Here is a 15067-nt window from a genome sequence, read left to right on the forward strand (position 1 = left end):
GTCACGTCCTCAGCAAAGAAAGGCACTTTGTCTTCGGGCGATGTATCACTGCCGAAACGTTCCTTGTCCTGTGACAACACCGGCACTAAGGGGTGGTTGAATGGATGAAAAACTGACAAATTACTTAATACAGTCACTTCCGGCCAGGGAAAATTGGGTAGTGGAACTTGAGCAGGCTGCTGCGGGCGACAAGGTTCCAATTATGGATCCGCTGGGGATGAATTTTGTCATGCAATTAATCCGGCTGACAAAACCTGCACGCATACTGGAGATTGGCACAGCCATTGGGTATTCCGCGTTAAGAATGCTGGAAGCGAACCCGGAAGCGGAAATCGTCACCATTGAAAAAGATGAACAACGTTATGCGCAAGCAAAACAGCATATCACAAAAAGAAATAAACAAAATCACATTCATGTCATACAGGGAGACGCCACGGAAAAATTGCAGACATTGACAGGCAGCTTCTTTGACCTTGTATTAATTGATGCAGCCAAAGGAAAGTATCAACGCTTTTTTGAACGATCGATTCCGCTGCTGGCAGATAGCGGAATCATCCTGTCCGATAATGTTTTATTTAAAGGCTATGTGGCAGATCCTGAAAAACAGCATCCCAGATACCAGGCTATCGCAGGAAAAATCCGCACTTATAACGACTGGCTTGTGAATCACCCGGATTTTACAACAACGTTCGTACCGATTGGGGATGGCATTGCGATCAGTACCAAAAAATGATGGAAAGGAGTTATTGTTTCATGCCTGAGAAACCAGTTGTTATCGGTGTTGCCGGTGGAAGTGGCAGTGGCAAGACCTCTGTAACACGCTCCATTTGCCGACGCTTTCAGGATAAAACAATTCTCGTCATTGAACAGGATTACTATTATAAAGATCAAAGTCATTTACCATTTGAAGAACGGCTTAATACCAATTATGACCATCCATTAGCGTTTGATAATGACTTATTGATCCACCATGTTCAGGACCTTCTCAACCATCGGCCGATTGAGAAGCCAGTTTATGACTACAAGCTGCATACCCGATCAAATGACGTGATAAAAGTAGAGCCAAAAGAAGTGATCATCCTGGAGGGCATTCTAATATTGGAAGACCAGCGTCTGGTTGATTTAATGGATATCAAGGTTTTTGTTGATACGGATGCGGATGTCCGTATTATTCGCAGACTGTCAAGAGACATTAAGGAACGGGGCCGGACTTTGGACTCTGTCATTGAACAGTATGAAAGCAATGTTCGCCCGATGCATCTTCAGTTTGTGGAACCGACAAAGCGCTATGCGGATATCATTATTCCGGAGGGTGGTCAAAACCATGTAGCGATTGATATTATGGCCACCAAAATCGAAAAAATAGTGTCCCGAAATCAGGAAAAATGACAGTGAAAAAGTATTGAAAATTTAAATCGAATCTGCCATAGTAGTTTTTAGTATTCATTACCATCTTACATCTAGGCAGTTTTGAAGATAAAGGAGTGTATTTGTTCATGGCTACAGAGAAAAGTTATTATATGACACAAGAGGGGAAAGAAAAACTGGAAGAGGAACTCCAATACCTGAAAACCGAAAAAAGACAGGAAGTGGTCGAGCGTATAAAAGTTGCCCGCGGTTTTGGTGATCTTTCCGAGAACTCCGAGTATGATGCGGCTAAAGATGAACAGGCATTTGTGGAAACCCGGATAGCCCAGGTAGAAAAAATGATCCGCAATGCGGTCATTATTGAAAACGATACAAAAAATCCGGACATTGTTTCATTGGGGAGTTCCGTGACCTTTAAAGAACTTCCGGATGGCGATGAAGAGACGTATACAATTGTCGGCAGTGCTGAAGCTGATCCATTTGAAGGAAAAATTTCCAATGATTCACCCATGGCAAAAAGCCTAATCGGCCAGGAATCAGGTTCCGAAGTAACAGTTTCAACACCAGGTGGGGACATACTGGTAAGAATTGAGAAGGTTGAATAACCTGTTTGACTGCATTGCGGCAGGAAACGGTGTAGCATAAACAGCAGAGAAGCTATGGCGGTGTATGTAGCTTCTCTTTTTATGTTCTCCACGGAAAAGCTGTCACTTGTCATATAACGTTGATAAGAAAATATGATACTATAATAGATGACAGGATACAGGAGGGATCGTTCAGTGCCGAGCTCACGTGTTGATAAATATGAAAAAAGAAGAAAAAACACAAAGCGTTTATCATTATTAATCGTGTTCGCAGGTATTTTAGTTGTTGTCCTATTGGGCCAGCTTATGTTTGGCGGAGATGATGAGGCAAAAGAGGACGAGCAGGGGGATAGCGAAGCAGAACAAGCCACTGATGAGACGTTACAGGATGACGAACAGGGTGCGTCCACCGACAGCGGTCAAGATCGTGAAGAAAACAGTTCTGATGAGGAGACAAGCTCTGCTGGCGATTCCGGTACAGAAGGTGAAAACACCAATGAAGTACGCGACACAGAGCAGGTCGAACCGTCGGATGACAATGTCATGGAGGCCTATACGGCCAGTTGGGATCCTGTGGGTACAGAACAGTCCGAACCTCACACAATTGACTATTCTGATGGGTCACAGGACAGACAGGAAATGCGAAAAGCAGTGGCCGCTGCAACCGGCCTGAATGAGGATGATTTCACCATGTGGTGGATTGAGCGCAACGGTGATCAAAATGTGATCAACACCGTTTCAGACCCGGATGAATCTGAAGTATACCGTGTTTACAATACGTGGGCAGCTGATGAAGGATGGCAGCCAATAAAAGTGGAAAGACTGAAAGAAAACGATCAAAAATGGCGGTTTGAGTAATGGAATAGTAATGGAGGAAACACGATGACAATAGGAATTATCGGAGCGATGGATGAAGAAATTGATTTGTTACAGGATAACATGACAGAAAAAGAGGAAACAGTCGTTGCTAATTGTTTGTTCATCCGGGGAAAACTGTCAGATCATGATGTTGTGTTGCTTAAATCCGGAATCGGAAAAGTCAATGCAGCAATGGCGACAGCTATTTTGCATGAACGGTTCAGCCCTGAGCACATTATCAATACCGGTTCCGCCGGCGGAATGGCGACCGATTTGGATGTCGGGGATGTTGTCATTTCCACCCAGGTTGTTCATCACGATGTTGATGTCACAGCGTTTGGTCATGCAAACGGACAAGTACCTGACATGCCGGCCATGTTTAAGGCGGACTCTGAATTAATGGCCAAAGCAGGTCAGGCAATTAAACAGTTGGCTATTCCATTTCGTGAAGGGGTTATCGCAACCGGTGACTCATTTATGGGGGACCCGGCAAAAGTGGCGGAAGTCAGAAAAAAATTCCCCTCGATGATTGCACTAGAGATGGAAGCTGCAGCAATTGCCCAGGTATGTTATCAGTATGAAACACCGTTTGTTATTATTCGGGCCTTATCCGATATCGCCGGAAAGGAATCGTCCACTTCATTTGATGCCTTTCTGACGACCGCAGCTAAAAATGCGGCCAATTTGATTATGGCCATCGTTAGAGCGCTTTAACGTAGGCCACACACCCATGATTTACCTTCCTGCGATCATCCATTCCTGTGTTATCATGTGATGGCAGGGAGGAGATCACAACATGAAACATCAAGGACACGAGCTGGAAGCAAAATTAAAGGATTATCGCCGTTTTACCGCAACACTATTAATCTTAGCCTCTTATTTATACATGGGTGCCATCATCAATACGTATATTCATTACTCATCTGATGGCAAGGGACTGATCATCCTGGCATTTCTGACGGCGGTTATGGCCGGCTGGTTTGCACGCCGGACATACCAATTAATAAGAAATCGGCTGAAGTAGCGTAAGGGCTGGCTGGCCCGCACGCTACTTTCCTTTATATTCTTTTCGGTAATATTCATGAAAAACTTTCATAAGGGCTCGCTTTTCAATACGTGATACGTAACTTCGTGAAATATCAAGCATTTTGGCAATCTCCCGCTGTGTCATTTCTTTGTAATTATTTAAGCCGTAACGGTAGAGAATCACTTCTCGTTCTCTCGTGTCAAGAATGGATAAGTAATCATTCATCTTTTCGATTTCCATATTCAATTGAATGTATTCGATAATATTCTGGTTCTCCGCCTCCAGGATGTCAATCAGGCTTATTTCATTGCCTTCTTTATCCTGACCAATCGGATCATGAAGGGACACGTCTTTTTTTACTTTCTTTAAGGCGCGCAAATGCATGAGGATTTCATTTTCGATACACCTGGCTGCGTATGTCGCCAATTTCGTCCCCTTATCGGCTGAGTAACTCTCAATTCCTTTAATTAACCCGATGGTACCGATGGAAATAAGGTCCTCCATATCTTCTCCGGTATTCTCGAATTTTTTAACGATATGGGCGACCAACCGTAAATTATGCTCAATCAGTTTGTTTCGGGCTTCTTCATCCCCTTCCTGCATTTGCCGGATGTATTCGGCTTCGTCTTCCGGGGACAATGGCTGTGGAAATGCGTGGTTTTTGACATAGGAGACAAAAAAGACTGCTTCTTTAATCAGCAGGCCAAGAAAACTTAAAATGCCTGACAAAACGTGCACCTCCTAAAAATAGCTGCTGGGCTGTTGCCTATATATTAACTGTATGAAGGAGGTACCGTTTTTGTGTCTGTCCGATAATTAAAACGAAACTTTCATCTGAGAAATTGCTGGAGGAGCTGTTTAGAAAGGACATAAAAAAAGCGACCCGCTAGGAGTCACTTCTGATACTGCTTATAGTGTTCAATGGCTTTCTCGTATTGATCGGTCCGGTTTTTCGTAACAGGTTTAACACCAACCCGGTGAGCAGCTCTCGAAATCATATGTCCTGCAACAGGGGAAGTTAACAGCGTAAATGCTATGGCCAGCAGGAGTTTTCCGCTGACGATGTTATGGTGAACGTACATGAATAAAAAGGCCCCAATGAGTAAACCGGAAATCCCCAATGTTGCCGCTTTTGTTGTGGCATGGAGACGTGTATAAACATCCGGAAAACGGATCGCCCCGATAGAGCTCGATAACAGGAAAAATGAACCCGACAGCAAAAAGATAACAATGATGATGTTGGCAATTCCCTCAATCCAAGTTTCGATCAATGATAACACCCTTTTCCAGATATTTCGCTATACCGATTGTCCCGATGAATAACAGAATTCCGATCAATAATACAACGTCGTTTAATCGTGTTGTCGGGATGATAATGGCCATCAATGCTGCAACCCCCATCATATTCATGCCTACTGCATCCAGTGCTACAGCACGATCAGCATTTGTCGGTCCTGAAATGATCCGGTAAAGTAGCAGTACCAGTGAAACGGAAATGGCAACAAGGCTGATTATGGTCGCTATTGTTACCATGCTGTCGGTCATGGCTAAAAATGCGTTCATCGTGTCACCTCCATAATCGCTTTTTCAAACGTATTTTTGATGGAATCGATCGCCTCATCAATGTCATCAATGTTCATCGCATGGATATATAAATGGGTATTATCCTGTGAAACCGCGACTGATAATGTTCCGGGTGTCAGGGAAATCAGATTGGCAAGGAGTGTGATTTCCCAGTTGCTTTTCAAGTCCGTCGGCAACGCAAAAATTCCCGGCTCAAATTCAGGTTTTGGCTTATAAACGAGCTTGACAATGTCGATGTTGGAGGTCACCAATTCCTTGATGAACAGCCCGATCAGACTGATAATTTTAAAGATGCGCCTTAAATAAAACGTATCCGGAATAAAGCGATTGAGAAGAAGCAATAGGAAGACCCCGAGTATGTATCCAGTAATGAAACTGGGTAACGTATAACTCTCGCTCAAAAACATCCACATGACTGCAATGATCAGGTTAATAACAATTTGAAATGTCATAAGGCATTACTCCTTCAATACAGCGTTTATATAATTTTCCGGATCAAGCAAGTAGGCGGAAATCGATTCGACTGACGGGTAAATAAATTCCGCTCCGATCCCCATGAAGATGGATAAAGCTGTCAGTCCAACAACAGGAGCTGTCCGTCCCTTGATGGATACAGGTTTAAATGAATCATCCTTTTCGCCCCAGAATCCTTTAATGAAAATCTTCATGATGGAATAAAGAATGAGTAGACTGGACAGTAAAGCAATGATGACAATCGCGATTTCTTCATCAGCTAATGCGCCCTTTAATAACAGTAGCTTTCCGATAAAACCACTGAAAGGGGGGATACCGGCCAGGACAAATCCTGACACGAATAACAGCCAGCCGAGAAAAGGGTAATAGTGTATCAGCCCGCTGAATTTCCGCAAATCGGATGTTCCGGCGGCGTAAGCGATTGTTCCCACCAGCAGGAACAGGGTTGTCTTAATGAGCATGTCATGAATCAAATAGTAGACAGATCCGCTCAAGGCATCCTGATTAAACACGCCGACACCCATTAGAATAAAACCAATCGCAGGAACAATATTGTAAGCGATCATTAATTTGATGTTGTTGGTTGATAAGGCGCCTATCACACCGAAAATCATGGATAAGCCGGCAATCCAGATGAATGTTTCATGGGTGAGTTCCGGTTTGTGTACAAAGATTAAGGAAAACACCCGAATAATCGCATAGACACCGACTTTAGTAAGCAACGCACCGAATAAGGCCGAGATGACCGGATTTGGCACAGCGTAAGATTTGGGCATCCAGTAATATAGCGGGAACAGTGCCGCTTTTGTGGCAAATACAAAGAATAAGAGAATCCCGACAGTGGTCAGAATGCCCTGTTGGTCAACCTCGTGTACACGCTGGGCAATCTGGGCCATATTGACCGTTCCAAGTGCTCCGTAAACGAAAGCGATAGCTGTTACAAACAGCATGGACGAGAAAACGTTAATGAATACGTATTTAACTGACTCACGCAGCTGTACTTTGTTCCCGCCTAAAACGATCAAGGCGTAAGATGCCATTAACAGGACTTCAAAGAAAACAAACATGTTAAACAGATCACCTGTCAGAAAAGCACCTGAAACGCCTGCTATCAGAAAGAAAAAGAACGAATAAAAGTAATATTGTTCTTTCTTGTTTGATAGAGAGTAGGGTGCGTAAAAAGCGGTGGCCGCTGCCACTATGTTCGTTGTCAACACCAGCAATATTGCCAGCTCATCAGCAACGAGGACAATACCGTATGGTGCCGTCCAGCCACCGGTCTCAAGAATAACAGCTCCGCGGTTAAATACATGCCATGCCGTATAGCTGACAACAGCAAGATTTACGAGTATGAAAAGTTTCGTTAATTGGCGGACAAGCCCTAATTTCTTAGGAAAAAAAGCAAGGATGATGCCCGCCAACAACGGAATAATAATCGGTAAAATTGCTAGATTACTCATTTTCGTTACCCCTTAATTGCGCCATATTGTCTGTATCGTTTTCCTCTGCGGTACGATATGCAAGGACTAGAAGCAGGCTGGTAATCCCAAAACTGATCACGATTGAAGTTAAAATCAGTGCCTGTGGCAGTGGGTCAGTATAGTCATTGACCCCTTCAGTCAGGATTGGCGGACTGCCTCTTTTCAATTCACCCATCGTCAGAATAAACAGGTGGGCGCCATGGGAGAGCAGAACAGATCCGATGACCAGCCTAAGCAGCTGTTTTTGCAGTAGATTATAAATGGCCGTAGCAAACAATATACCTGCCAGAGCTGAGATAATAAATTCCACTTATTTTTCCCCCTTGTCTGTCTTTAATTTGATGAGGGTATAAATAGCGAGGACTGCGATACCCAAAACTGCTATTTCAAATAATGTATCAAGGCCACGCATGTCAACGAGGATAACGTTGACAACGTTGTCCCCTCCGCCGAGCGAGTGCGACGTTTCCAGAAAATAATCGGAAATGGTCCCAAACCAGTCGCTGCTGTGGGCTGAAATGCTAACAAGCGTTACCAGCGCGCCAAAGCCGACTGACACGAAGGCATTAACGGCTTTGGTGCGGAGCGGGTCAGTTCGTTTTTTTAGATTTGGCAGGTGGTAGAAGCAGAGCAGGAACAATGCCACTGACACAGTTTCCACCACTAATTGCGTCAGGGCCAAATCCGGTGCACGGTAGATAACGAACAGAAGCGCCACACCGTATCCGGCAACACCAACAATTAAAATGGCTGCCACATTTCGCTTCGCAAAGATTGTACCGATCGCGGCGGCAGTTATGACCAGCGCAACCGTTATTTCGACGCCTGATACAGGCGCAAGATTCGAGGTATCAATCGTCAAGCCGCCGGTTGTGAACATGAATCCAGCCGTAACAATCAGTATGGTGCTTAAAATAAGCGCCATATATAGTCTGAGTGAACCGGTCATATAGAAGGTTGTCACATTCTTGGTCCAGGCATCCAATTTAGTCATGATGGCATCGTATGCCTTGTTAATGCTCCATTTACCAGGGATGACCTGATAGATTCTGTTCCACTTCGTCCGTGTTGCGACAAGAAGTGCACCAAGTCCCACGACTACCAGGGACATTTGGAAGGCCGGTGACAACCCATGCCAGAAGTGAACATCTTTTATAACTTCTTCCCCGTACACGGCTTCAGCTGCATAGGCAATGAACGTGCCATTGACTGCATTTGGGAATAACCCGATCAAAATAACCCCGAGCACGAGGATAATAGGTGATAGAAGCATGCCGAACGGCGCTTCATGTGGTTTTTTGGCCAGTTGGTCAAGCTGTGGTTTCCCGCCGAACGTGCCAAACAGAAAATAAAGCGAGTAAACAAACGTAAAGATGCTGCCTAATACGGCCAGGTATGGAATGGCTTCAACAAGAAAGCCGGTAATGGCATGAGCCCCTTCCGGTAAATCGAGGGTGGATTCAAAGAATAATTCTTTACTGTAGAATCCGTTTAGAAACGGTAATGGTATACCAGCCATGGAAAATGTTCCGAACAATGCTAGGGTTGCCGTCATGGGCATAAAGGTGTACAATCCGCCCAATTTGCGGATATCCCGTGTGCCGGTTTCATGGTCAACGGTACCGGCGACCATAAACATACTCCCTTTAAAGGTAGCATGGTTCAGGATATGGAATAAAGCTGCAAAAACAGCCGCTCCCGTACCGAAACCAAGCATCGCCATGATCATGCCGAGCTGACTGATGGTTGAAAACGCGAGAATGGCTTTCAGATCCGTCTGATGGACAGCCATATACGATGCCCAGCACAATGTTACGATTCCCGTGAGGCTCACAATGATGAAAAACCATTCAAAACCGGAAAACACAGGTGAAAACCGGGCGACTAAATACAGGCCCGCTTTTACCATGGTGGCTGAATGGAGGTAAGCACTTACGGGTGTCGGAGCCTCCATTGCATCAGGGAGCCAGATATGGAACGGAAATTGTGCCGACTTTGTAAAAGCGCCGAGCAGAATAAATCCGAGCGCAAGCGGCATATAGGGATTATCTAAAATAATACCGGCGTTCGCAATCATAGCCCGAATGCTGGTTGTTCCTGTTATAGTCGAGAGCAGAACAAAACCGCCAAACATGCTCAAACCGCCGAAAATGGTAATCATCATTGATTTTAAAGCGCCATATCGCGACTTTTCTTTGAAATGCCAGTAGCCAATCAGCAAGAATGATGAAATGGATGTTAATTCCCAAAACGTATAAAGCACAAACACATTATCCGATAAAACCACACCAAGCATGGCTGACATGAACATCAGCAGATAGACATAGAAGTGCCCCAGACGCTCACTGCGGTCAAGATAATAAATGGAATATAACACGACTAGTGTCCCGATACCGCTTATCAGCAATGCAAACAGCAGGCTGAGCCCATCCAGGTAAAAATCGAAATTAATCCCAAGCGACGGAATCCACTGATATGTATACCTTTCCGGCTGAAAATCAGTCCCAATAAATTGGACGAAGTAAATGAAAATGACCAATGGGATGAATAGGACAAAAATACCTGTATGAATCGTACGTTTTATTTTACTGATGAATGGAATGAAGCAAGCAAGCAGAAGTGGAATGAGTACTGAAAATATCATCTGATTTGTCGTCCTCCTCTTATTATTAACAGTCACCTTTTAACAATTTTGGGGGGGGGGTGATACAGTATAGTGTTTAATCGTTTATGTCATCCTGGTAAAGTTACCAACGATAGCTTNCTGGTAAAGTTACCAACGATAGCTTATCACAATCTGGGCGAGGAGAAAATAAAAAACCCTCCGGCTGGTTAGCGGGGGTGGGCTATGTTTAACATTCAGCTATACGATTTTATTTTGTATGCCAAGTTCCTTCTGTGAATTTCTTTTTCAATTAAATATATAAAGTCGGGGCTTAAGTTTAATTCATTTGCCTTGTAATAGGATTCCAGCAGCAGCTCATCAGATAAATACTCCATGACTCTAGCCCTCCTAACTTTTTGAACACCTGGCTGTGATTCATGTTGATGTTCATAATTTATCATGAAATGACAGACAGAACAAGCTGTCGGTTATCTACACAAGGTTGTAGATAACTTGTGCATAAATCGTTAAATAGGGCGAAAAATGTTGGTATTTCGCTGTGGATTTTGTGCATAAAGTTATCCACAAATCGAAAAATGAAGGAAAATGTCGAACGTTTCCTGGCATATTACCGGTTCATTGTACTGATTATTCCGCGAATGTCTTTTAGTGATGGAAACCTGGTAGAGAGTTACGTTATAATGGATATCTGTTATCTGTATATCAGCGGTTGCGTTGATCTGTGAGTGGAATATACATAAGGATAGCTGACATTATTATGGGTGCAAGAGGTGTCGTAGTTGCTGAAGTATTTTTTACCAACTGAACATGTGAAAAGTATCTTTGATATTCATCCTGAATCGTTGAAGACAAGAAATATTAAAGGTATCATTACTGATCTGGATAATACACTTGTTGCCTGGGATGTTGCCGATGCAACGCCGGAAATTGCCGAATGGTTTAAACGGATGAAGGCGCATAATATTAAGGTAACGATTATTTCAAATAATAAATGGGAGCGGGTCAAAATCTTTTCCGAACCGCTAAATGCCCCATTTCTTTTTAGCGCCAGAAAACCGTTGTCCCAGTCTTTTAAACGAGCTGCCAAAGAGATGGAGCTGAGTAAAGACGACATTGTTGTCATTGGTGATCAGGTGTTAACAGATGTGCTTGGCGGTAATTTGGCGGGTTTTCACACGATACTTGTGGTCCCGATTGTACAGACGGATGGAAAAGTTACTCGGTTGAACCGGAAAATCGAACGTAAAATTTTAAGTTATATGCGCAAAAAGGGCAAGATAAGCTGGGAGGAATGACGATGACAGACATACATTGCCAGGGCTGTGGAGCGATTATCCAGACAACAGAACCGGATAAGGCCGGTTACACCCCCAAATCAGTCGATGGTAACGACACGATTTTATGCAGGCGGTGCTTTCGCTTGAAGCACTACAATGATATACAGGACGTCTCGGTAACAGATGACGACTTTTTGACCATGATCAGTCAAATACGAGACAAAGAGGGGCTTGTCGTTCATTTGGTTGATATAATCGACGTGGATGGCACAATGATCGGAAGTCTGCCTCGTATTGTCGGAAACAAGCGGGTCATATTGGTAGCGAACAAAATGGACTTACTGCCAAAATCAACCAATCGTAATAAATTGATGAAATGGTTACGGTCAGCCGCAAAAGAAGCTGGCATATCGGTAGAAGGTGTCTATCTGATTTCGTCAGCGAAAGGGCACGGCATGACGGATCTGGGTGAGGCCATCGAAGAACACCGAAAAGGCGATGATGTTTATATCGTGGGAACGACGAATGTAGGCAAATCCACGTTTATCAATAAACTGATCCAAAAAACGACCGGTACCGCAGATGTCATCACCACGTCCTATTTTCCCGGTACGACGCTGGGGTTTATTGAAATACCGCTTGATGATGATACGGCTTTGATTGATACACCGGGTATTGTGAACAGGCAGCAGATTGCCCACTATGTGTCGGACCATGATCTGAAAGTGATTACGCCAAAAAAGGAAATCAAGCCGCGGGTTTACCAGCTGAATAATCAGCAGACGCTCTATTTCGGTGGGCTGGCGCGTCTTGATTTCATTAAGGGCGAACGACAATCGTTTGTTTGTTATTTTTCCAATGAATTAGCCATTCACCGTACCAAATTGAAAAATGCAGACAATCTGTTAAAGGAACACAGGGGCGGGCTCTTATCACCACCAGATGAAAAAACGCTGGAAATACTGCCGGCAATGACGGAGCAGACACATCGGCTGACACAGGAAAAAACGGATATTGTGTTCCCCGGACTTGGGTGGATAACGGTGCCCGGGGGCAGTATCACCATTACGGTCCACAGCCCCAAAAGTGTCCGGGTGTCGCTAAGACAATCGTTGATATAAAGGGGGATGTCGCATGCATTATAAATTAGGTCTTATTGGTTTTCCGGTTAAACATTCGCTGTCACCGTGGATTCACCGGCAATTTCTTAAAAAAGCCGGCCTAGCCGGGGATTATGCCATCGTAGAAATAGCTCCCGGCGATTCTTTTGAGCAAAAACTGCAGCAGATTAAACACAGTCAGTTCGACGGATTTAATGTGACCGTCCCGTATAAAAAACAGATTATGCCGTATCTTGATCAATTGGACGATAATGCAAAAGCAATCGGGGCTGTCAACACCGTCGTCCAAAAAGATGGTAAGTGGATAGGCTATAACACTGACGGAATGGGGTATATAACTAGTTTGAAGCAGCATTATCCGTCCATTTTTCAAAATCAAGCATGCCGAATTTTACTGATTGGTGCCGGTGGCGCGGCCCGTGGTTTATTTTTCGGACTGACCACAGCCGGATTTACGCGAGTTGACATTGCCAACCGGACACTGTCAAGTGCTGAAACCATCGCGGAACTTGGGAAAAAGGAAACGAATACAGCCATTATGACATTAGAAGAAGCTGAAAAGCAGCTTCATCAATATGATCTCATTATTCAAACGACCAATGTTGGCATGAAGCCGAATGCCGATGATATGATTTTATCGCTGGACCAAGTGGGCAAAAACACGATTGTCAGCGATATTGTTTATCAACCGATTGAAACCAAGTTTTTACACCAGGCAAAGCAAAAAGGTGCCGACGTGCTTTATGGTCATGTGATGCTGTTGTACCAGGCACAGTATGCATTTGAATTGTGGACATCGCAACGCGTACCGGCTCATGATATGGAACAGGATCTAAAAACTGTATTGGGAGGAAGATAACGATGCTGACAGGAAAACAAAAGCGTTATTTACGTTCCCGGGCAAACCACTTGAAGCCTGTCTTCCAGGTGGGTAAAACCGGCGTGAACGCTAATATGATTAAGCAAATTGGCGAAGCACTGGAGAAAAGAGAATTGATAAAAGTGAGCGTGCTGCAGAACTGCCTCGACGATAAAGACACGGTTGCGGAACAACTTGCTTCGGGAACCGGGGCAGAGATTGTTCAGACAATTGGACGTATGATTGTCCTTTATAAAGAATCGGAAGAGCATAAACAGATTGAGCTGCCATGAAACAAATTAAGAAGGGGTCAGGCGTGAAACGTATCGGTATATTGGGTGGTACATTCGATCCTCCGCATATTGGCCATTTGCTGATAGCTGAAGAAGTCCGGGTGGCCCAAAATCTCGATGACGTATGGTTTATGCCGTCACATGAACCGCCACATAAACAAAAGGCGAATGCTGATGCATCAGACCGTGTAGAAATGGCAAAACGAGCGACCGCCGGGAATCCCCATTTCAAAGTTAATACAATTGAAGTGAATCGTTTAGGGAAGTCCTATACATTTGATACAATGAAATTATTTAATCAAGAACATCCTGACGCATCATTTTATTTTATCATCGGTGCGGACATGGTTGAATATTTGCCGAACTGGAAGCATATTGAGGAACTGCTGGAGTTGGTAACGTTTGTCGGTGTTAAGCGGGAAGGGTACAAGCTGGCAAGTGAATACCCCATCCGTGAAGTGGATATTCCGCTTATGGACATTTCCTCAACGGATATCAGGACAAGATTAGCTGACAAACGATCGATTAAATATATGGTTCCAGAGAAAGTTGAAATTTATATAAAGGAGAAACGTTTGTATGAATCGAGATGAAGCCATCAATATCGTCAGGCCCCACCTGAAGCAGGCGCGGTTTGATCATACACTTCGGGTGGCCGATACAGCCATAGAGCTGGCTGAAAAAAATGGTTCACCAGCTGACAAAGTCGAACTGGCAGCGATTTTACACGATTATGCCAAGTATTTTCCGCTTACGGACATGAAGCGGGTCATTAAGGAAAATGAACTGCCGGAAGACTTGCTTGATTACCATCATGAATTGTGGCACGGTCCCGTAGCGTCAGTTATCGTAAAACGAGACTATGGTGTGACGGATCTCGGGATACAAAAGGCGATTTATTATCATACGACGGGCAGGGCGAACATGAGTCAGATGGAAACCATCCTGTTTGTTGCAGATTATATTGAGCCGGGACGATCTTTTCCCGGTGTACAGGAAGTCAGAGACACGGCGCAAGTCGACTTGGATCAGGCTGCCTGGATGGCATTGCGGAACACCATTCTGTTTCTTGTAGGCCAACATAAGACTGTTTATCCTGATACGTTTTATGCCTACAATGATTTAACGATTCGTTTAAATGGAGGGAAGGACATTCATGGACAATAAAGCTATTATTCAAACGATTGCAGATGCATGTGATGATAAGCGGGCGGAGGATATTGTCGCTCTGGACATGCAGGATGTTTCATTAATGACTGATTATTTTCTTATTTGTCATGGCAGCAACGAACGTCAGGTACAGGCCATTGCCAGGGGTATTAAGGACACAATGGATGAGACAGGTGTCGAGGTCAGACGCATGGAAGGCTTTGATCAGGCACGCTGGATATTAGTTGATCTGGACGATATTGTCTGTCATGTTTTTCATAAAGATGAACGGCATTATTACAATCTGGAACGCTTATGGGGCGATGCAGCAAGAGTTGAACTCCATGCCGGGCAAAATGGGTGAGT

At 44.2% G+C, this 15067-nt stretch carries 21 protein-coding genes; 13 read left to right on the forward strand and 8 right to left on the reverse strand.

Features of this window, described 5'->3' with window-relative positions; all coding sequences use genetic code 11:
* Positions 1-100: 100 nt before the first annotated feature.
* The 6 genes from ACFQ4A_RS14920 (at position 101) to ACFQ4A_RS14945 (ending at position 3834) form a co-directional block, all read left to right on the forward strand.
* Positions 101-733, forward strand: a complete 633-nt coding sequence (locus ACFQ4A_RS14920; RefSeq protein WP_382402047.1) for an O-methyltransferase — start codon at positions 101-103, stop codon at positions 731-733.
* Between the two features lie 20 nt (positions 734-753).
* Entirely contained in the window at positions 754-1389 is a 636-nt protein-coding gene (gene udk / locus ACFQ4A_RS14925; protein ID WP_382402049.1) for a uridine kinase, read from the forward strand.
* Between the two features lie 107 nt (positions 1390-1496).
* Positions 1497-1973, forward strand: a complete 477-nt coding sequence (greA, locus tag ACFQ4A_RS14930; protein ID WP_382402051.1) for a transcription elongation factor GreA — start codon at positions 1497-1499, stop codon at positions 1971-1973.
* Between the two features lie 174 nt (positions 1974-2147).
* On the forward strand, positions 2148-2810 hold the full coding sequence (locus tag ACFQ4A_RS14935; protein ID WP_382402053.1) for a YrrS family protein: 663 nt from the start codon (positions 2148-2150) through the stop codon (positions 2808-2810).
* A gap of 24 nt (positions 2811-2834) precedes the next feature.
* Positions 2835-3524 carry a 5'-methylthioadenosine/adenosylhomocysteine nucleosidase gene (locus ACFQ4A_RS14940; RefSeq protein ID WP_382402055.1) on the forward strand — a complete coding sequence of 230 codons (690 nt, stop codon included), beginning with the start codon at positions 2835-2837 and terminating at the stop codon, positions 3522-3524.
* 82 nt (positions 3525-3606) lie between these two features.
* The gene (locus ACFQ4A_RS14945) at positions 3607-3834 is read left to right on the forward strand and encodes a YrhC family protein (RefSeq protein WP_382402057.1); all 228 of its coding nucleotides are present in this window, start codon (positions 3607-3609) and stop codon (positions 3832-3834) included.
* A gap of 24 nt (positions 3835-3858) precedes the next feature.
* Here ACFQ4A_RS14945 and sigK read toward each other — a convergent pair whose 3' ends face one another.
* The 8 genes from sigK to ACFQ4A_RS14985 all read right to left on the reverse strand — a co-directional run bounded on the left by sigK (position 3859) and on the right by ACFQ4A_RS14985 (position 10376).
* Complete coding sequence (gene sigK / locus ACFQ4A_RS14950; protein ID WP_382402059.1) at positions 3859-4566, reverse strand: RNA polymerase sporulation sigma factor SigK; 708 nt, start codon at positions 4564-4566, stop codon at positions 3859-3861.
* A 164-nt stretch (positions 4567-4730) separates the two neighbouring features.
* Positions 4731-5108 carry a monovalent cation/H(+) antiporter subunit G gene (mnhG, locus tag ACFQ4A_RS14955; protein ID WP_382402061.1) on the reverse strand — a complete coding sequence of 126 codons (378 nt, stop codon included), beginning with the start codon at positions 5106-5108 and terminating at the stop codon, positions 4731-4733.
* On the reverse strand, positions 5089-5400 hold the full coding sequence (locus ACFQ4A_RS14960; protein WP_382402063.1) for a Na(+)/H(+) antiporter subunit F1: 312 nt from the start codon (positions 5398-5400) through the stop codon (positions 5089-5091). Before ACFQ4A_RS14960 ends, mnhG begins: the two co-directional genes overlap by 20 nt.
* The gene (locus ACFQ4A_RS14965; protein ID WP_382402065.1) at positions 5397-5873 is read right to left on the reverse strand and encodes a Na+/H+ antiporter subunit E; all 477 of its coding nucleotides are present in this window, start codon (positions 5871-5873) and stop codon (positions 5397-5399) included. Before ACFQ4A_RS14965 ends, ACFQ4A_RS14960 begins: the two co-directional genes overlap by 4 nt.
* Positions 5874-5879: 6 nt before the next feature.
* A complete protein-coding gene (locus ACFQ4A_RS14970; protein WP_382402067.1) occupies positions 5880-7355 on the reverse strand; it encodes a Na+/H+ antiporter subunit D in 1476 nt (491 codons plus the stop codon).
* Entirely contained in the window at positions 7348-7686 is a 339-nt protein-coding gene (locus tag ACFQ4A_RS14975) for a Na(+)/H(+) antiporter subunit C (protein ID WP_382402069.1), read from the reverse strand. The genes ACFQ4A_RS14970 and ACFQ4A_RS14975 overlap by 8 nt, the downstream gene beginning before the upstream one ends.
* Positions 7687-10020 carry a Na+/H+ antiporter subunit A gene (locus ACFQ4A_RS14980; RefSeq protein WP_382402071.1) on the reverse strand — a complete coding sequence of 778 codons (2334 nt, stop codon included), beginning with the start codon at positions 10018-10020 and terminating at the stop codon, positions 7687-7689.
* Between the two features lie 215 nt (positions 10021-10235).
* Positions 10236-10376: a sporulation histidine kinase inhibitor Sda gene (locus ACFQ4A_RS14985; protein ID WP_382402073.1), complete on the reverse strand. Its 141-nt coding sequence runs from the start codon at positions 10374-10376 to the stop codon at positions 10236-10238.
* Positions 10377-10781: 405 nt separating this feature from the next.
* Here ACFQ4A_RS14985 and ACFQ4A_RS14990 point away from each other — a divergent pair, with 405 nt between their 5' ends.
* The 7 genes from ACFQ4A_RS14990 to rsfS are packed head-to-tail and all read left to right on the forward strand — an operon-like array spanning position 10782 to position 15065.
* The gene (locus ACFQ4A_RS14990) at positions 10782-11297 is read left to right on the forward strand and encodes a YqeG family HAD IIIA-type phosphatase (protein ID WP_382402075.1); all 516 of its coding nucleotides are present in this window, start codon (positions 10782-10784) and stop codon (positions 11295-11297) included.
* 2 nt (positions 11298-11299) lie between these two features.
* On the forward strand, positions 11300-12400 hold the full coding sequence (gene yqeH / locus ACFQ4A_RS14995) for a ribosome biogenesis GTPase YqeH (RefSeq protein ID WP_382402077.1): 1101 nt from the start codon (positions 11300-11302) through the stop codon (positions 12398-12400).
* A 13-nt stretch (positions 12401-12413) separates the two neighbouring features.
* Entirely contained in the window at positions 12414-13259 is an 846-nt protein-coding gene (gene aroE / locus ACFQ4A_RS15000; protein WP_382402079.1) for a shikimate dehydrogenase, read from the forward strand.
* A 2-nt stretch (positions 13260-13261) separates the two neighbouring features.
* Entirely contained in the window at positions 13262-13552 is a 291-nt protein-coding gene (gene yhbY / locus ACFQ4A_RS15005) for a ribosome assembly RNA-binding protein YhbY (protein WP_382402081.1), read from the forward strand.
* A 23-nt stretch (positions 13553-13575) separates the two neighbouring features.
* A complete protein-coding gene (locus tag ACFQ4A_RS15010) occupies positions 13576-14145 on the forward strand; it encodes a nicotinate-nucleotide adenylyltransferase (protein ID WP_382402083.1) in 570 nt (189 codons plus the stop codon).
* Complete coding sequence (gene yqeK / locus ACFQ4A_RS15015) at positions 14132-14719, forward strand: bis(5'-nucleosyl)-tetraphosphatase (symmetrical) YqeK (protein ID WP_382402085.1); 588 nt, start codon at positions 14132-14134, stop codon at positions 14717-14719. Before ACFQ4A_RS15010 ends, yqeK begins: the two co-directional genes overlap by 14 nt.
* Positions 14709-15065, forward strand: coding sequence for a ribosome silencing factor (rsfS, locus tag ACFQ4A_RS15020; protein ID WP_382402086.1), 357 nt, complete (start codon positions 14709-14711; stop codon positions 15063-15065). The genes yqeK and rsfS overlap by 11 nt, the downstream gene beginning before the upstream one ends.
* Positions 15066-15067: the final 2 nt, after the last annotated feature.

Origin of the sequence: Lentibacillus salinarum, from assembly GCF_042679865.1 — a bacterium.
GTDB lineage: Bacteria > Bacillota > Bacilli > Bacillales > Amphibacillaceae > Lentibacillus > Lentibacillus salinarum.